The 18,573-nt window shown below is 35.5% G+C and carries 11 protein-coding genes and 1 other annotated feature; of the genes, 10 read left to right on the top strand and 1 reads right to left on the bottom strand.

Annotation, left to right across the window (positions count from 1 at the left end):
• Positions 1-18 precede the first annotated feature (18 nt).
• A complete protein-coding gene (locus tag SUCMO_RS0106305) occupies positions 19-1,671 on the bottom strand; it encodes a glutamine--tRNA ligase/YqeY domain fusion protein (protein WP_019879754.1) in 1,653 nt (550 codons plus the stop codon).
• Positions 1,672-2,381: 710 nt separating this feature from the next.
• Here SUCMO_RS0106305 and SUCMO_RS0106295 point away from each other — a divergent pair.
• From SUCMO_RS0106295 to SUCMO_RS0106250, 10 genes are all read left to right on the top strand, one after another.
• The gene (locus SUCMO_RS0106295; RefSeq protein ID WP_019879753.1) at positions 2,382-5,363 is read left to right on the top strand and encodes a PD-(D/E)XK nuclease family protein; all 2,982 of its coding nucleotides are present in this window, start codon (positions 2,382-2,384) and stop codon (positions 5,361-5,363) included.
• Positions 5,364-5,367: 4 nt separating this feature from the next.
• Complete coding sequence (locus tag SUCMO_RS0106290; protein ID WP_019879751.1) at positions 5,368-8,694, top strand: UvrD-helicase domain-containing protein; 3,327 nt, start codon at positions 5,368-5,370, stop codon at positions 8,692-8,694.
• A 95-nt stretch (positions 8,695-8,789) separates the two neighbouring features.
• Positions 8,790-9,626: a diaminopimelate epimerase gene (gene dapF / locus SUCMO_RS0106285; RefSeq protein WP_019879749.1), complete on the top strand. Its 837-nt coding sequence runs from the start codon at positions 8,790-8,792 to the stop codon at positions 9,624-9,626.
• A 32-nt stretch (positions 9,627-9,658) separates the two neighbouring features.
• Positions 9,659-10,840, top strand: coding sequence for an LL-diaminopimelate aminotransferase (locus SUCMO_RS0106280; RefSeq protein WP_019879748.1), 1,182 nt, complete (start codon positions 9,659-9,661; stop codon positions 10,838-10,840).
• 63 nt (positions 10,841-10,903) lie between these two features.
• The gene (locus SUCMO_RS0106275) at positions 10,904-12,124 is read left to right on the top strand and encodes a Zn-dependent hydrolase (RefSeq protein ID WP_019879747.1); all 1,221 of its coding nucleotides are present in this window, start codon (positions 10,904-10,906) and stop codon (positions 12,122-12,124) included.
• A gap of 92 nt (positions 12,125-12,216) precedes the next feature.
• Entirely contained in the window at positions 12,217-13,407 is a 1,191-nt protein-coding gene (locus SUCMO_RS0106270) for a coenzyme F420-0:L-glutamate ligase (RefSeq protein ID WP_019879746.1), read from the top strand.
• Between the two features lie 107 nt (positions 13,408-13,514).
• A complete protein-coding gene (locus tag SUCMO_RS0106265; protein WP_019879745.1) occupies positions 13,515-15,278 on the top strand; it encodes a tetratricopeptide repeat protein in 1,764 nt (587 codons plus the stop codon).
• A 15-nt stretch (positions 15,279-15,293) separates the two neighbouring features.
• Positions 15,294-15,743, top strand: coding sequence for a hypothetical protein (locus SUCMO_RS0106260; protein ID WP_019879744.1), 450 nt, complete (start codon positions 15,294-15,296; stop codon positions 15,741-15,743).
• Between the two features lie 54 nt (positions 15,744-15,797).
• Positions 15,798-16,021 (top strand) — a binding site (T-box leader).
• A gap of 53 nt (positions 16,022-16,074) precedes the next feature.
• The gene (gene thrS, locus SUCMO_RS0106255; RefSeq protein WP_019879743.1) at positions 16,075-17,985 is read left to right on the top strand and encodes a threonine--tRNA ligase; all 1,911 of its coding nucleotides are present in this window, start codon (positions 16,075-16,077) and stop codon (positions 17,983-17,985) included.
• Positions 17,986-17,990: 5 nt separating this feature from the next.
• On the top strand, positions 17,991-18,572 hold the full coding sequence (locus SUCMO_RS0106250) for a peptidylprolyl isomerase (protein ID WP_019879741.1): 582 nt from the start codon (positions 17,991-17,993) through the stop codon (positions 18,570-18,572).
• Position 18,573: the final 1 nt, after the last annotated feature.

Genomic DNA, 18,573 nt, shown 5'->3' with positions numbered 1-18,573 from the left:
AACTCCTCTTTATATTAATTAAAATTTAAAACTAGATTTTAAGGAAACAATACGATTAAATGACAGTTTGCCATTTACAGAACGTTTAGGGTCTACATTGAAGTAGCCATGACGGAAAAATTGGAATTTATCTTGTCCTTGGCAAGTAGCAAGGTCTTCTTCGACAAAACCTTGAACAATTTCTTCAGAATTAGGGTTTAGTCTTTCTAAAAATGGCGTATCTTCATTTTCGGCATTGTCCCGCAACAGAGGCTCATACAGATGAAAATCAGCAGGGATATTTTTAGTTGCATCAATCCAATGAATAGTACCTTTAACTTTACGACCAGTAAATCCAGAGCCTGATTTAGTTTCTGGGTCATAGGTGGCATGGATTTCGACAACATTACCTTGTTCGTCTTTGATAAAGTCATTGCACTTAATAAAGTAAGCATGCTTTAAGCGGACTTCATTTCCAGGGAAGAGACGGAAATATTTAGGAATTGGATTTTCCATAAAATCATCTTGTTCAATGTAAATTTCGCGAGAAAACGGAATTTTTTTAGTGCCCATCTCAGGAACTTCAGGATTGATCTCGGCATCTAAATATTCAACTTGTCCTTCTGGATAGTTGGTAATTACGACTTTTAAAGGTTTTAAAACAGCCATTGTTCTAGGCGCTTTTAATTTTAAATCTTCACGAATAAAATGTTCAAGCATTTGGCCATCGACAATGCTATAAGCTTTAGAGAGACCGACTTCTTGGACAAAATTAATGATTGCCTCAGGCGTATAGCCGCGACGGCGTAAGCCAGCAATAGTTGGCATTCTAGGGTCGTCCCAACCTTCAACATATTTTTCATCTACCAATTGTTTTAAATAGCGTTTGGACATTACGGTATTAGTCATATTTAAGCGAGCAAACTCTATTTGACGTGGTTTAGCTGGAGTTTCACAGTTTTCAATTACCCAATCATAAAGTGGGCGATGATCTTCATACTCTAACGAGCAAAGCGAGTGGGTAACTCCTTCAAAAGCGTCTTCTAGGGGATGGGCATAGTCGTACATTGGATAAACAAACCATTTGTCGCCAGTGTTGAAATGTTTGGTGTTTAAAATACGATAAATAGCAGGGTCGCGCAAATTCATATTAGGTGAAGCCATATCGATTTTAGCTCTTAAAACGCGACTACCGGCAGGATGTAAACCTTGGCGCATTTCTTCAAATAATTGTAAATTTTCTTCGACACTGCGGTTGCGATATGGCGATTCTATACCAGGCGTTGTTAAAGTGCCGCGCGTTTCCCGCATTTGTTCTTGGCTTTGATCGTCAACATAGGCTTTGCCTTTTTTGATTAAATCAAGCGCGTGGTTATACATTTGTTCAAAAGTGTCAGAAGCAAATAGCAGTTGGCTATATTCAACCCCTAGCCATTTAATGTCGTCAATAATTCCTTGAACGAACTCTTCTTCTTCTTTAATTGGATTTGTATCATCAAAACGTAGATTCATTTTACCGTTAAATTCTTTAGCTAAAAGGTAATTTGTTAGAACTGCTTTGGCATGACCAATATGTAAATAACCGTTTGGTTCCGGAGGAAAACGTGTAATTATTTCTTGGTGTTTACCAGATTCTAAATCTTCTTTCATAATAGCTTTAATGAAATTAGAGTTTTCATTAAACTTTTCCATTCAATACACCTCGCAAATTTTTAAAACTAAGATTATTAATTCAATATAATTTTTATATCTATAAATTATACCATATTTGAGAAGAGATTAAAATGTATCTTGATTTATTAGCAAAGTTAAGGAAAAAATTGAAAAAGGCTAGTTTTTTTGGAAATTTCGCATTATGGCCCTTGTAAAAATTAAAATAAAGGAATATAATATATTCGAAGTACTTTTATTTAAAATTCAGTAAAATTGCAGTGCTTTAATAATAAAGCAGCTTGTGAATTTTAAAACTGAAATGATTGGCAGTTGGGAAATACTAAAAGTGATTAAACGTAAATATTGTTTTTTCTGCAGTCCTTGGTGGAAAAAGATAATTTTATTGTTTAGTTGGGAACGTTTTTTAGTTATTTCCATAATATAACTTGCACCTTGTTTCTTAATCTACTTACCAAAGTGGTAGGCCAAGCTACTTCTAGCTATAGTTTTTAGAAAGCTGAATGCGAAAAAACAAGGCTGGTATGTTGCTTTTTTCCTGAACAGTCACTGAAAGTGAATTTGTGGGAATGCAATTTTAAATTTAAAAATAAAGATAGACATTCGTTGGATATGGATGTCTATCTTTATTTTTATGTTGATTGTGCATTATATGTTAGCAGAGTATAATTTTAATATGGGAAAACAGAAGAAATATTGTTTATAGAGGAATAAATAGCGGGAGGTCAAGGATGTTAAATTTTTATAAACTGCATTTGGGTGAAAATGCTAGAGATAAATTTGCAGAGCAAGCTTTGAAAAATCAATATTGGGAAAGCTTTTACGTGTTACCTAGTACGGTAGTAATGCAAGAAGTTCGTCAAAAAAACAATATTCGTGTGGGCAACTTTGATACCTTAGTTAAAGAAATAATCGAGTTGTTTAGCACAGCGATAAAACCGCCAATTTCCAGTTTTGCACGCGAAGTTTTAATAAAAAGATGTGCTGTAGAGCTTTTTGAAACAGGGAAAATAGAATATTTTGCTAAAGTTCATCAAAACAACTTTTTTGTGAAGAATTTAGCTAGTTTGTTTGCAGAATTAATGAGTATGCAAATTTCTGCGCAAGACTTTCTTTTAATTGTCGATAATTTGCAAGAGGAACAGTTGGGAGCTAAGCAGAGTAAAAAATACCAAGAACTGGCGTGCATTTATTTGGCTTATTATGATAAATTGTTTGAATTAGGTGAGCGAGACATATATTTGTATTACATCTTAGCTGAACGGTTACTTCTTTCGCTAGATGAACAAGCTATAGCCCAAGATTTTTTACCTTGGAAAAATATTTATGTAAGTGATTTTTATAATTTTAACAAATTAGAATTGGCAATTATTCGACGTTTAAGCAAACTTACCCAAGTACATATTGCGGTAACTTATGAAACGGCAAGAGAAGAAGTGTTTAGCAGTTTGAAAACTTTAATTGACAATCTTGTTGCTATTCCACATGCACAAGAAGGTATCTTGAATTTTGAACCAATTCCTCAGAAAGCTGATTTACGCTATTTAACACAGGCTTTTTATAATTTTAATCAGGAAATAGATAACGCCATTGTAGCGCCTAATGTTGAATTAAATGCTTTTTTGAGTAAAAAGCAGGAGATGAAGTTTGTCGTTGAGGCAATAAAGCAAAAGATATTAGCTGGGGCCAAGGCTACAGATTTTATTATAGTGGTACGCGATTTAGCAGATTATCCAGGCTTGTTAGAAGTATTTCAAGATGCGCAAATAAGTAGCAGTTTACCCGAGGTTTGTCCCGTGAAAAATCATTTTTTTATGACTTTAATTATGGATATCCTTAAATTAGCCGCTAATAAATTTGAAAAACAGACTTTGGCAAAAGTTATGTTTTCCCCCTTAATGGCTGCAACTTTAGAATATGATAAAGGTAGTTTAGAGAAAATTTTTTATGAGCAAGATTTTAATGGGTTTGCAGAAATTATTGAGAAAATTGCTGTAGATAGTGATAAATTAGCATTAAGCAAAGCTTTAGAAAAAGTAGCCACGGTAGTAGCTAATGTTCCCAAAAAAGCTAGTATTTCCACTTACCAAAATTTTATCGAAACAACTATTGCGAATTTTGGCTTTTTGAAAATTTTAGGGGCGCAATTTAAAGCGCAGCAAATTAGTTTAGAATATTTTAAAGGTAGCTTATTGAGTTTTACTTTTTTGCAACGTGTTTTTGAAGAATTAAAAAATGCTTACAGTTTATTAACTTTAGATAAGGAAAAAATTAGTTTGACAACTTTCTTAGAGTATTTAAGGCAACTCGCGACCAAGCATGATTTAATCTTGCAAGAAGGCGAACCAAGAGGCGTGAGAATTATTCAAGCTGCTAATGCGCAAGGGATTAATGCTGCTAATGTCTATATTTTAGGGTTAAATGATAATATGTTTCCAAAAAAACGCGTGGAAAACTGGCTACTAAATGCGCGAGAACGTTCTTTACTAGCAATAGAGGACTTAAAGGCCTTAGAGAGACAAGTATATGAAGATACTTTTTTCTTTGCTAGTTCCTTAGCAATGGCAACAAATAGTTTGCATATCAGCTATCTAGAAAGTGAACGGCAAGGAGTGTCTAAGTATATTTTCGAACTGAAAAGAGTGTTGCCGAATCTTCAGGTACAAAAACGGGATGTTTTTTTACCAAATAATTGTGAAAGAATATTTTCGCAGCGCACGCTCCAAGAATATTTAGTCTGGCAAAGGTCAAGTAGTGCAGAATTTGCTTTGGCTGAACAATGGTTAGTGCAAAAGGTTGGTTCAGATTTCCTTAGTGCAATTAGTCAAAAAACAAAGGCTGAAAATATCAGCACGGCAAAAATTACGAAGTTAAATTTTAGCGTAGCGCAATTAGAAACTTATCGTAGTTGTCCGTTTAAATATCTTGCAAGGTATGTTTGGCAGGAACAAGCTTGGGAACAGGCTAAGCTAGAAAGCTCAAGAATTTTAGAAGGGATTTTTGTGCATGAAGTATTAGAGACTTTTGTGCACCGCTATTTAGGGCAAAAATATCCTGATAAAGCTCAATGTTTACAAGAGTTGCAAGGGCTTTTTTGGCAAATCCAAAAGCGCTATCAAACTGAGCAACGCGTGGGTAATAATTTTGCCTGGGAGCTAAAAGCCCAATTGCTTTGGCGTAAACTGAAGTTGTGGTTTGAGGAAGATTATCGTTTGCAAGAAGCTACAAATCCGCTTTTGCCAGCATATACTGAGTTGCGTTTTGCGCCTAAGGGATTTTTAAGTGCATTTGAATTGGAAACTAGTGTAGGGAAAATTTGTTTAAATGGCGTAATTGACCGCTTGGATTTACAAAGTGAGCAAGTACGCATTGTTGATTATAAACTAGGGGAAGCTCCCGAAGAAAAGGATATTGAGCTAGGCAATTCCTTGCAATTACCGATCTATTTGTGTGCCTTGAAAACATTACTACCGCAAGAAATAGCAAGCAGGCAATTTACGGCCAGTTATTATTCTTTCAAAAGTGATAAGTATAAATATAATATTGTCTATAGTGAGGAATTGCTTGCTAAAACTAGCTATAATGTCGAAGCTATTGTTAGTCAAATTCATCAAGGCAGTTTTTTAGCGCAACCCCTGAAAATCCGCAACTGTAGTTATTGTGATTACGTACATATTTGCCGTTATAGCACAATAATTGAAGAAGAGGAGTAGAATAATGCAAACTAAAAGTTTTACCGCGGAACAATTACAAGCAATTGAATGCATAGATCAAAATCTTTTAATCACAGCTGGAGCGGGTGCTGGCAAAACCCGCGTATTAGTCGAACGTTATTTAAACATTTTGCAAAGTAAGCAAATTAAAGCAAATGAAATTTTAGCAATTACTTTTACCGAAAAAGCTGGTAAAGAAATGACTGAAAGAGTTTACCAAGAATTAACCAACCGTTTGATGGCGCCTAATGGGGATAAATTATTTTGGCAGAAAAAACTACAAGAGTTATCAGGGGCTCATATTGGCACTATTCATAGTTTATATAATAAAATAATTAGCGAAAATCCGATTGAAGCAGACTTAGATGCTAATTTTCAGTTGTTGACAGCACTTACAGAAAAACATGTTCTAGAGAGTTTTAAAAGGCAATATCTTAAAACTTTATTTAACCAGCGCAATGCAGATTTAGCGGTTTTATATCGCGAATATGGCGGCAAAATAGAAGAATTGATGCAGTATGTTTTAAATAAAGCGGCTTATGTTCCAGATGCTATAGAAGATTTTGGCGCAATGTTCCAGGATTTTACGATTAACGAGCAGGACTTATTAAATAGTTTGCAAGAATTGCAAGAGGCCTTAGAAACGCTTGCGCAAGAAGAATATAAGCTTCGAGCTAAGAAAAAACTTACGGCTGCCGAACAAATGTTATTAGCATTAGTAGATGGGGGCGGTTGTAAGTGGTTACTAGCTGAGCGAAGTTCTTTTGAAGCTTTTGCAAGTTCAGAAAGTGGTGCCCTAATCCAGAAAATGGAAAAACGCAATAATATTGCCAAGTTGATAAAAAACGCTTATGAGGCAGTGGTAAGCCAAATAAATTATCTAGTTTGTGCGCAAAGGATGCGTGAATTACACCCCGCTTTAACTAGTTTTGTATTTAATTACTGGCAGAGTTGGCAGAAATATAAAAAAGAGAATGGCTATTTGTCTTTTGATGATTTAGAAATAGCTACTTTGAAATTATTGCGCGAGAATAAGCACATTGTCCAAAACTATCAACAAAAATATAAATATATCATGGTAGACGAATTCCAAGATGTAAATGAACAGCAACGCGAGTTTGTTAAATTATTAACTACTGGTGCGGCTAATAATTTATTTTTAGTTGGGGATGAAAAACAATCTATTTATGGCTTTCGAGGGGCCAATGTAAATCTATTTCAAGAGGCACAACAGGAGTTTTTGTCTAAGGGTGATGTTGTGATAAATTTAGATACAAATTTTCGCAGCAATGCTGGGATTATTGAGTTTGTAAATACACTGTTTGATAACTTAACTGCTGAAAATCCAAGTAATATAAATTTCCATAAATCTTTAGCTAATAAAATTAGCAGTCAGATAGCTGTAAAAGTAAATTGTGTTAAGACGGAACAAGAGAATTTAACTAATGAGCAGGCTAAATTAAGGGAATTAGAGCAGCTGGTAAGCTATATACAATTCTTACTTGAAAATCAGGTTCCCGCCCATGAAATAGCCGTATTAGTTAGCAAAAAATCGCAAATTACCGCTTTGACAGCGATATTGAATAATAAAAACATCAAATACAGTGTATTAGATCAAAAAGGATTTTTCGAAGATCCTTATATTCGTGATATTTTAAATATTTTTCAGTGTATTAATAATCGCTATGCGCGTTTGCAATTAATAGGCGCGCTCCGTTCGCCTTTTTTTGCAATTACCGATCAAACAATTAGTGAGTTGCATGAGTCTACGCAATCGATATGGGAAACTTTAGCTAATGGCAAATATCAGCAATTAGTTGCAGATTGCCAACAACAAAAATTCTTACAAAGAGCTCAACTGTTATTAGAAACTTTAGCTGAACGAGCCAGATTTTTAAATTTGCCGCAGCTGTTTAGGGAATTTTTAAAGTTGTATAATTGGCGGGAGTTTTTGTTAAGTCAGCCTAATCCTGTGCAGAACATTAGCAACTTGGAATATTTACAGGATTTAGTTACAGAGTTTGCTAACAACAATTCTGGCTATCTTAGTGATTTTGTTGATTATTTGCAAAATATTGATTTGAGCGAGGAGTGTATTCCGAACATTCTAAGCAATAATCTAGATAGCATTAATATTATGACGATACACAAATCTAAGGGCTTAGAATTCGATTATGTATTTATCCCACATTTGCAGGCCTTAAACAGTCGGAGTAAGAAAGGTGAATTGCTGAATTTTTCTACAGAGTTAGGCTTTGCTTTTAAAGTTACTTCGCCAGAGGGAGAGTTACTTGAACCGCTAAAGTATCTTAAGAATAAAGAAATTAGCAATTATTTGCAAAAGCAAGAAATTAAACGTCTGCTTTACGTGGGGATAACTAGGGCTAAGGAACAAATTATTTTAAGTGGTTGTTTGGGCAAAGGTGATGTTAAAGACAATGCTTTAAATTGGATAACGCAATATGTCCCAGCTCAGCTGTATGAAAATTTAGCAGAGCTTCCTAATAGTGGTGAAAGTTTGTATAAGCCTGTAGAGAATATTTTTGATACTAAACAATTTGAACAAGCTTGTTGGCAAGTGCAGGATTTGTCTTTACCTAGAAATAGTAAGTTAGAGTATCTAACGGCTACAGCTTTATTGGATTACCAAAATTGTCCTTTGAGTTTTAGCTATAAACATTTATTGAAAATTCCCGAAATAGATAAAGCGTTTATTTATCAGGAATTTTCAGTAGGGAAAGATACTTTTGAGGGGGCTGAGCTAGGGCGAGCAGTACATAAGTTTTTAGAAACGAAGGCCGTTGTAGATAACAATGATCAGCTTTGGCAAAATGAATTTTCTCCAGAACTACTAGTTAAAGCGGAAGAATTAGCAAGAGAGTACCTAGCAAGCCCCGTATATTTAGCGGATGCTAAATATATTAAACAACGCGAATATAGCTTTAATTATTATGATAGTAAATTGGCAATAGCCTTAATTGGGGTTATTGATTGTCTGCTTGTTTATCCTGATAATACCTTAGGCATAATTGATTATAAAACAGGTAAATTGGGCGAGACGGAGTTAGAAAAGTATAGTTTGCAGGTGGCCTTATATGCTGGAGTTATAGAGAAAATTTTGAAAAAAACGGTGAAAAAAGTGGCAATTCATCATATTAATGACCAAGCTGAGTATTTAATTAATTGGCGAAACTATACGGCTCAACTTGAGGCTTTAATTGATGAAGTGATTTTAGCAACTAAAAATAATGAGTTTATAGAACAAACAGGTAATTGTCACAGGTGTACATGCAATTACTATTGCCCTAAAGCAACTCGAGCGGATTCTTGACAAGTGTATATAAAATACTTATAATTATTTTAGACAAAGGTGTCTAAAATAAGGCATCTTTGTCTTTTTTGACGCTAAGTTAGGAGGTAATTAAATTGAAATTTTCCAAAATGCACGGCACTGGCAATGATTATGTATATGTAAATGGATTTGAAGAGCAAATAGAAAATCCCCATGAGGTTGCAATAAAGGTAAGTGATAGACACTTTGGGATAGGCGCAGATGGTTTAATTATCATTATGCCTTCAGAAGTAGCTGACTTTAGAATGCGGATGTTTAATGCTGATGGGTCAGAGGGAAAAATGTGTGGCAATGGGACTAGATGTATTGGTAAATATGTTTATGATAATAAGCTCACAGATAAGAAGGTAGTTACGCTAGAAACTTTAGGGGGCATAAAGACTTTGCAATTGCAGGTAGAGGCTGATAAAGTTGTAAGTGCCCTAGTAGACATGGGTGAGGCAATTTTATCAAGTAGCTTAATTCCTGTAGCTTCAGCTTTACCAGAGTTTATAAACCAGCCATTGCTGATTGCCAATACTGAGTACAAGGTAACTTGTGTATCGATGGGGAACCCACATGCGATAGTATATGTGGCTGATGTAGATGCGATTGAAATTGAAAAGGTTGGACCGTTATTTGAAAATAATGCACTGTTTCCAGAAAGAATTAATACGGAATTTGTGCGGGTTATTGATGCTACCAACATTCAAATGCGGGTGTGGGAACGCGGTTCGGGAGAAACTCTTGCGTGTGGGACTGGCGCTTGTGCTAGTGTAGTTGCAAGTGTGTTAAATGGATTTTGTGCTTACGATACACCAGTTCGCGTCCATTTGCGCGGCGGTATTTTGGAAATTACTTATAAAAAAGATGGCCGAGTTTTAATGCAAGGGCCTGCGACTCATGTTTTTGACGGGGAAATATCCCTATAAAATAATAAAGAAATTAAAAAGGAAGTGTGCTTATGGCTTATATTAATGCTAATTACTTAAATTTGAAAGATAGTTATTTGTTTTCAGAAATCAATCGTAAAGTTCGCGAAGAAGCTGCTAAAAATCCCGAAAAGAAGATAATTCGCATGGGTATTGGCGATGTTACTTTACCATTAGTGCCAGAGGTTGTTAGTGCTATGCACAAGGCCGTGGACGAGATGGCTAGTGCTGAAACTTTTCGTGGTTACGGACCAGAACAAGGTTATGAATTTTTAAGAGAAGATATTAGTAAATACTATGCTGCTTTTGGGGTTGAGGTTGCACCAGGAGAAATTTTTATCAGTGATGGGACGAAAAGTGATATTGCCAATATTACTGATATTTTTTCAGATGATAATACAATTATTGTTCCAGATCCAGTGTATCCAGTTTACGTAGATACTAATATTATGTGTGGTCGCAAAATAGTATATGTTGCGGGTACGGCAGAAAACAACTTTTTGCCAATGCCTAGTGCGGATTTAAAGGGTGATATTATTTATCTTTGTTCGCCTAACAATCCTACAGGAGCTGTTTACAGCAAAGAACAATTAGAAATTTGGGTGGAATTTGCTTTAGCAAATCAAGCGATAATTTTGTTTGATGCGGCTTATGAAGCTTATATTCATGATGCGAGCTTGCCGAGAAGTATTTATCAAATAGCAGGTGCGAGAAAATGTGCGATTGAATTTTGCTCACTTTCTAAAACGGCAGGTTTTACAGGTACTAGATGTGGTTATACAATTGTGCCGGAAGAATTAGTAATGCAAGAGGTATCTTTAAATAAACTTTGGAATCGTCGTCAATCAACTAAGTTTAATGGTACTGCTTATGTAATTCAAAAAGCAGCGCAAGCTATATATACGCCAGAAGGTCAAAAACAAGTACATGAACAAGTTGAGTATTATATGCAAAATGCTAGAATAATTGCAGATACTTTGAAAGAAAAAGGGATTAGTTTTGTAGGTGGAGATAATTCACCTTACATTTGGTTGAAATGTCCAAATGGAATGAAATCTTGGGAATTCTTTGATCATTTACTAGTTAATCTAGGTATTGTGGGTACTCCAGGAGCTGGTTTTGGGGAAAATGGTGAAGGTTATTTCCGCTTAACTGCCTTTGGTAATAGAGAAAATACAATAGAAGCTATGCAAAGAATAAAAGATTTATTATAATATAAGCATAAGCGAAGATGGGCGGGATAATCCCGCCCATTATATTTGTAAAGGGGTGTTTGTATGTGTGAAGTTAGTGTTATTTTGGAAAAATTAAAGAATTTCGGAGGTACAGAAGCCGGGACTACACGTTTAAGTTATTCGCCAGAATTTTTGCAAGCACGCGATTTTTTGGCAGCATATATGCAAGCTTGTGGCATGAATACGGAAATTGATTTAATGGGGAACTTAATTGGCTCTTACTTAGGTACTAAACCAGAATTACCAGTTGTTTTAACCGGATCGCATTTAGATACTGTGCCTAACGGGGGCAATTACGATGGAGCTTTAGGCATAGCTATGCCTTTGGCTTGTATAAAAAAATGGGCAACAGAAAAATTTCGGCCCGAAAGAACAGTTAAAGTTATAGCTATGGTAGAAGAAGAAGGTACATTATTTAATATAGGCTGTATGAGCAGTCGAACTTTAATTGGTGAATTTCAAAACCTTTCCGAAGCAAACATTATGGACTCGGAAGGGAGAAGCTTTGAAAGTTATTTGCAGGGTGCAGGACTTGCAGGGCGGGTATTTAAAGAGGCTGTTTGGGATATGAGTGTAGTGAAGTGCTTTATTGAGACGCATATTGAGCAAGGTGAAGAGCTTATTAGCCAAGGGTTGAGTGTTGGTCTAGTAGAAACAATTGTAGGCATTGATAGACGGGAGATAGTTTTGCAGGGGCAGGCTAATCACGCAGGCACAACAAAAATGCAAGGGCGGCGTGATGCCTTATTAGGCGCGGCAGAAGTGATAAGTAAAGTGAATTTATTGGCAAAGGCCAGTGCTGGTGAATTTGTGGCAACAGTTGGTAAATTAGATATTTTCCCCAATGCAGTAAATGTGATAGCTGGACAAGTTAAGGTGCACATAGAAACTCGGGCGGCGAGTCAGATAATTTTAGAGCAGGCCTATCAAGAAATTATAAAAATTTTAGATGCGGTAAGTGCTAGTTGTGACTTGACCTATAAAATAGTAGCGGAACATAAAATTGCTCCGATAGAATTGTCCCCAGAAATTACTGCTGTTTTTCAAGATGTATGTGAAAAACAAGAAATCTCTTTTAGGCGTTTGCCAAGTTGGGCTGGGCATGATGCGAAAGTATTAGCAGAAAAAGTGCCTACTGGCTTGTTATTTTTACCTAGTGTGGCAGGAATTAGTCATTCACCTCTAGAGTTTACGCGGGAAATTGATATAGCAAAAGGACTGACTGTTTTAGAGCAGACTTTAAAAAATCTAAGTAAAATATAAATTTTTCAAGAGGCTATATAACTTGCACTACTAAAGGCATTATGCTAAGCTTTTAGTAAATTGGATGAATAACGGCTTGATGGAGGCTAGATATGAGCAGAAAAATTGGAACAGTAGTTAGAGGCGTGCGCGCACCTATTTTAAAAGAAGGCGATAATATTGTTGCGATCGTAGTAGACTCGCTGTTAGCAGCACAAAAAGAAGCGGGCTTTGAATTTGCTGATCGCGATGTGGTCGGGATAACTGAGTCAATTGTGGCTAGAACGCAAGGGAACTATGTTTCTTTGCAAGATATTGCCACAGAGATAAATGAAAAATTTATGGGCGATAGTTTAGTAGTTTTATTTCCGATTTTAAGTCGTAATAGATTTTCTTCCTTGTTGAAAGCAATTGCTTTGACCGGTAAAAAAATATATTTGATTTTGAACTATCCAGCCGATGAAGTGGGCAATCACTTAATGGATATTGAATTAATGGATCAAGCAAATATTAACCCCTATAATCAGGTTTTAACAGAAGCTGATTATCGCAAGATATTTGGTGAAGTTGTGAAGCACCCTTTTACGGGAATTGATTATGTAGCTTACTATAAAAGTTTAGCTAAAGAAAATCAAATTGAAGTTATTTTAGCTAATGATTCTCGTGTGGCTCTCAACTATTCGGATAATATTTTAGTTGCTAATATTCATGAACGGCAACGCACCAAAAAAATTCTGGCTAGAACTGGCGCGAAATGTGTGTTTTCACTAGATGAAATTTGTTCTACAAAACGGGATAAGGCAGGATATAATCTAGAGGTAGGTTTACTTGGTTCTAATAAAGCTAGTGAAGATAAAATTAAATTATTTCCACGAGACTGTCAACCGATTGTTGAGGAAATCCAACGCGAAATGTTTTTAAAAACTGGTAAATTATTAGAAATAATGGTTTATGGTGATGGGGCGTTTAAAGATCCAATTGGGAAAATCTGGGAATTGGCTGATCCCGTTGTTTCACCAGCTTTCACACAGGGTTTAGCGGGAACGCCCAATGAGATAAAAATCAAATATATAGCAGATACAGAATTAAATCATTTAAATAATGCAGAGCTAGAACAAGCGATGCGTCAAAAAATAAATGAAAAAGCTCAAGATTTAACAGCTCAAGAAGCTTCATTAGGAACCACGCCGCGCCAATTAACTGACCTATTGGGAAGTTTATGCGATTTAACTAGTGGCAGTGGTGACAAGGGAACACCGATTATTTATATTCAAGGTTATTTTGATAATTACGCGTCAAAATAGTTATAAAGGGCTATATTTTGTAAAAGTATAGCCCTTTAATTATTGTGGGAAATGTGCTAGTATTATGCACATAGACAGTATTTTTAGAATGAGGAGTGGGTTTAAAGATGAATATTGCCACAATACAACAACAAGCGGAACAAGGTGATAGTACAGCCCAATTTTGTCTAGGCTTAATGTATGAAAAAGGGAAATTAGTAGCTGAAGATAAAAAGCAAGCATTGAAATGGTTTGAGCGAGCAGCTAAACAAAATAATGCTTTGGCTCAATATTGCTTAGCAGAAATATATGAATCAGAGTTAGATTTAAAAAATAGAGCGGAATTAATTTCATATTGGTACACAAAAGCAGCTGTTCAAGATGTTGTTGAAGCTCAGGTGCAATTAGGTTGTATGTATGCTGATGGAGTTTTAGTAAATCAAGATTTTGAACAGGCCGCTTACTGGTTTGCTATGGCAGCTAAGAATGGGAGTTCTTATGGACAAAGTAGCCTTGGACACATTTATGCTTTAGGTCGCGGCTTGGAGCAAGATTTTACACAAGCTAAATACTGGTATGAGCAAGCTGCTGCTCAGGGAGATATAGATGCGATAGCTAGTTTGGGATTTATGTACGACTGTGGTGCAGGGGTTGAACGTGATTATCAGCTTGCTTATGCATATTATCGTCAAGCTGCTTTGGCTGGCAATCCAGATGCCCAATTTCATTTGGCGTATATGTTTGAGCATGGTAAGGGCGTAAGTGAAGACTTACAAGAAGCACAATATTGGTATGAAAAGGCAGCTGTTCAAGGCAAAAGCTTAGCGCAAATAACATTAGCCAATATATACATAAGCTCTGAGGATCAAGAACTACAGAATAAAGCAATTTATTGGTATAGACAAGCTGCAGAACAAGGCCAAGTTGAAGCACAATTAATTTTAGCTAATTTATATGCCAGTGGACAATATGTAGTTGCCGATCAAGAACAAGCCAAAAATTGGTATGAACAGGCTGCTGCTCAAGGAAATGGCCTAGCTCAGTACAGTTTGGGGGAAATTTACCGGAGTGAGGGAAAATATGAGGAGGCAGCTAATTACTATCAACTAGCAGTTGAGCAGAATCATTCTGCGGCAATGTATAGTTTAGCTAGAATTTTAGAAGAAACTAACACTGGTGAAAAAAGTATAAATCGTATTTTGCAGTTATATGAGCGTGCAGGTAAAAATGGTAACGTTTTAGCGATTTCTCGTTTAGGCAGAATATTTGAGCAAGGCAAATTGGTTAAGGCGAATTTTTCTCGAGCTTTAGCTTACTATGAGCAAGCTGCAGAAATGGGTTTAGCAGAGGTTCAATATCATTTGGCCAATATTTATGAACAAGGTAGAAAAGTGAAGTCTGACTATAAAAAAGCATTGAAATTGTATTTAGCTGCTGCAGAACAAAACTATGCTCCGGCTCAATTTGCATTATGCTTAATATATGCTTCTGGTAGAGGTGTAAAAAAAGATATACAACAAGCTATGTATTTTCTAGTTAATTCCGCACAAAATTCTTATCCGATTGCTCAATTTAGATTGGCAGAATTGTATGAAGAAGGTAGCATTTTACTACAAGACTATGAAAAAGCTTTATTTTGGTATTTAGAAGCGGCTAAACAAGGTTTTGTGGATGCAGAATTTCAAATTGGATTATTGTATGAAAATGGTAAAGGGGTTCAACAAGATTACAAAGCCGCGGCATATTGGTATAAACGTGCGGCTATGCAAAACAATGTATATGCACAAGCGAAATTAGGTCATATGTATGAGGTTGGGTTAGGATTAGAAAAAAATATTAATCAGGCTATGTTTTGGTATAATCAAGTTGAAAGACAAGGTCAAATTAGATAAGGAGCGATTGTCTATATGCGGCTACGAAAAATAGGTTTGCTGCTTGTTTGTATATTTGGATTGACTTTTCAAGGAATTTGTTATGCAAGTTATGCAGATGATTATGAATATTTGTTAAAGAAAATGATTTTGCCGGGGGAAAAAGTTCAAGCAACTAGAGATATCGAATCGTTTACCGATATTTATGGAGATATAACAGATAATGCCACTTTTAAAGGCCGTTTAAAAAATTTAACCTTTGATGCTTATTCTGAAAAAGGGGTTATGCAGACAATTTTGGTTGTTTTTGATGATTATGATCCGGATTACACTCCTTCCGTAGTAAGGGTGTTAAATAAAAAATTTGGAAAAGCTAAAACGGAAAATACTTATTTAGGGGTATTTGAGTGGGAATACAAAATTGATAAAGTTATTTATAAGGTAAGTTTTTTTGAAAGTGCAGGACTGCTTGAAATTAAAAAGTAATGATATTGACTTTGTAAAAACATTAGAGTATAATCCATAAATATAGTTTAATAAATAAAAACAAAGATGAGGAAGAATTGGCTATAACTATTTTTTAAAGAGACCGTTGGCGTGGCTGAAAACAATGGATAAATAGAGTTGATTTACCACCTCGGAGTTGTTGACGAATGTGCTGGAGCACTAAGTTATACCGTTTAGGCTGGCGTTACTAGCTACTAGAGTGAGTATTGGTTTTTCAATACTAACAAGGGTGGAACCGCGATAATCTCGTCCCTTTTTGGGATGAGATTTTTTTATTTTAATTAAATATATTATATAAGGAGTGCTTAATATGGCTATGATTACAATTACTTTCCCGAATGAAGCAACTAGAGAATATCCAAAAGGTGTAAAGCTGTCTGAAATTGCGGCGTCTATTGCACCTAGATTGGCAAAAACAGCTTTAGTAGGTATTGTTAATGGGGAAAAATTAGATATGACGCGTGAAGTTCACGAAGATGCACGAATTGCATTTTTATTAGGGACAGATGATGAAGGATTGCATGTATTGCGGCATAGCACAGCGCATTTATTGGCTCATGCGATAAAACGCTTATATCCAGAAGCGAAGTTTGGGATAGGACCAGCGATTGCTAATGGATTTTATTATGATATCGATTGCCCAGAAGTGTTTACTCCAGAGAGTTTGCAAAAACTCGAAAAGGAAATGCAAAAAATAGTTAGTGAAGATATTCCCTTAGAGAGAATTGAAGTTAGTCGTGAAGAAGCTTTAAAAATGTTTACAGAAGCTGGGGAAATTTACAAAGTTGAAATAATCAATGAATTACCAGCAGATTCAATTATTACAATTTATCGTGAAGGCGAATTTATAGACCTGTGCATGGGACCACATGTTCCTAGTACAAGTAAAATAAAAGCATTTAAGCTACAAAGTGTTGCTGGAGCATACTGGCGTGGTAGTGAAAAAAATAAAATGTTGCAAAGAATTTATGGTTTAGCATTTAACAGCAAGCCTGAATTAGAAGCCCATGTAAAAATGTTAGAAGAGGCAGCTAAACGAGATCATCGCAAATTAGGTAAAGAGCTAGAACTATTTACCTTAGAAGAAGAAGGCCCAGGATTTCCATTTTTCCATCCAAACGGGATGGCAATAAGAAATGAATTAGAGAATTTTTGGCGTCAACTGCATTTTAAATTTAAATATCAAGAAATTAAAACTCCGGTTATTTTATCAAGACATCTTTGGGAACAATCTGGACATTGGGATCATTATCGTAATAATATGTATTTTACTCAAATAGACGGGGAAGACTATGCTGTAAAACCAATGAATTGTCCGGGCAGTATTTTAGTCTATAAAGCGAAACCACATAGCTATAAAGAATTTCCAATGCGTACTTGTGAATTGGGCTTAGTACACAGACATGAACTGTCTGGCGCGCTACATGGTTTGATGCGTGTTCGCTCCTTTACACAAGATGATGCTCATATTTTTATGCTTACTGAGCAAATAAAAGACGAAATACAAGGTGTAATTCATCTATTTGATACTGTTTACAGCGTTTTTGGTTTGAAATATCACGCGGAATTAAGCACTAAGCCTGAAAAAGCTATGGGCAATGATGAAGTTTGGGAAGTTGCCACTAATGCATTAAAAGATGCTTTAGAAGATTATGGAATGCCATATAAAATTAACCCTGGAGATGGAGCTTTTTATGGACCTAAAATCGACTTTCACCTAACAGATTCTATTGGTCGAACTTGGCAATGTGGTACAATACAATTAGATATGTTGTTACCAGAAAAATTTGATTTGAATTATGTTGGTGAAGATGGACAAAAACATCGTCCAGTAATGATTCATCGCGTGGTTTATGGTAGCATTGAAAGATTTATTGGGATACTAATCGAACATTATGCTGGAGCTTTTCCAGTATGGTTGGCGCCTATTCAAGTTCGTATTTTGCCGATTACAACAAAACATGTCGAATTTGCACAAACATTTAATGAAAAACTTTTTGAATTAGGTGTAAGAACTTATGTTGATGATCGTAATGAAAAAATTGGCTATAAAATTCGTGAAGCACAAGTTCAAAAAACCCCTTATACGCTTGTTATTGGTGATAAAGAAATAGAAACTAATTCTGTTGCAGTTCGGAAACGTGGCGAAGGAGATTTAGGAAGTCAAGGGATTGATAATTTTATTGAAATGTTGATGGCAGAAATTAAGGAGAAAAAGTAATTTATATGAGAAAAAAAATAATTTATATTTTTTTACTAAGTTTGGCATTGCTTTTGGCAGGTTGTTCATCGTCTGACGATAAACAAAAAACTAAAGAAGTAAGTAAAGTAAATCCTACGGCAGTTTTTGAAACGAATTTGGGCAATTTCACAGTAGAATTATATCAAGATAAAGCTCCAACAACAGTAGACAACTTCATAAAACTAGCAGAAAAAAAGTTTTATGATGCAACTATTTTTCATCGAGTTATAGATGGATTTATGATTCAAGGTGGCGATCCGAATGGAGATGGTACTGGTGGTCCAGGTTACTCTATAAGAGATGAGTTTCATAAGGACTTAAAGCATAGTGAAGTAGGGATTTTATCAATGGCAAATGCTGGTCCTAATACCGGAGGCTCACAGTTTTTTATTACTGTTGCGCCTACTCCGTGGTTGGACAATCATCATACGATTTTTGGTAAGGTTATAAGTGGTATGGATGTAGTTATGAAAATTAGCAAAGTTAAAACAAATCCAAGTGATAAACCTTTAGAAAAAGTGGTAGTTAAAACAATAAGAATTCAAAAATTGAAAAGTTCAAAGTAAC

The sequence above is a fragment of the Succinispira mobilis DSM 6222 genome (assembly GCF_000384135.1).
Classification (GTDB): domain Bacteria; phylum Bacillota; class Negativicutes; order Acidaminococcales; family Succinispiraceae; genus Succinispira; species Succinispira mobilis.
This window is presented reverse-complemented; position numbering and strand designations above follow the sequence as displayed.

What these genes read in the sequence shown, in the direction of transcription:
- SUCMO_RS0106305 (WP_019879754.1), bottom strand. Translation starts at nt 1,671, where the DNA reads ATGGAAAAGTTTAATGAAAACTCTAATTTCATTAAAGCTATTATGAAA.
- SUCMO_RS0106295 (WP_019879753.1), top strand. Translation starts at nt 2,382, where the DNA reads ATGTTAAATTTTTATAAACTGCATTTGGGTGAAAATGCTAGAGATAAA.
- SUCMO_RS0106290 (WP_019879751.1), top strand. Translation starts at nt 5,368, where the DNA reads ATGCAAACTAAAAGTTTTACCGCGGAACAATTACAAGCAATTGAATGC.
- SUCMO_RS0106280 (WP_019879748.1), top strand. Translation starts at nt 9,659, where the DNA reads ATGGCTTATATTAATGCTAATTACTTAAATTTGAAAGATAGTTATTTG.
- SUCMO_RS0106275 (WP_019879747.1), top strand. Translation starts at nt 10,904, where the DNA reads ATGTGTGAAGTTAGTGTTATTTTGGAAAAATTAAAGAATTTCGGAGGT.
- SUCMO_RS0106270 (WP_019879746.1), top strand. Translation starts at nt 12,217, where the DNA reads ATGAGCAGAAAAATTGGAACAGTAGTTAGAGGCGTGCGCGCACCTATT.
- SUCMO_RS0106265 (WP_019879745.1), top strand. Translation starts at nt 13,515, where the DNA reads ATGAATATTGCCACAATACAACAACAAGCGGAACAAGGTGATAGTACA.
- SUCMO_RS0106260 (WP_019879744.1), top strand. Translation starts at nt 15,294, where the DNA reads ATGCGGCTACGAAAAATAGGTTTGCTGCTTGTTTGTATATTTGGATTG.
- thrS (WP_019879743.1), top strand. Translation starts at nt 16,075, where the DNA reads ATGGCTATGATTACAATTACTTTCCCGAATGAAGCAACTAGAGAATAT.
- SUCMO_RS0106250 (WP_019879741.1), top strand. Translation starts at nt 17,991, where the DNA reads ATGAGAAAAAAAATAATTTATATTTTTTTACTAAGTTTGGCATTGCTT.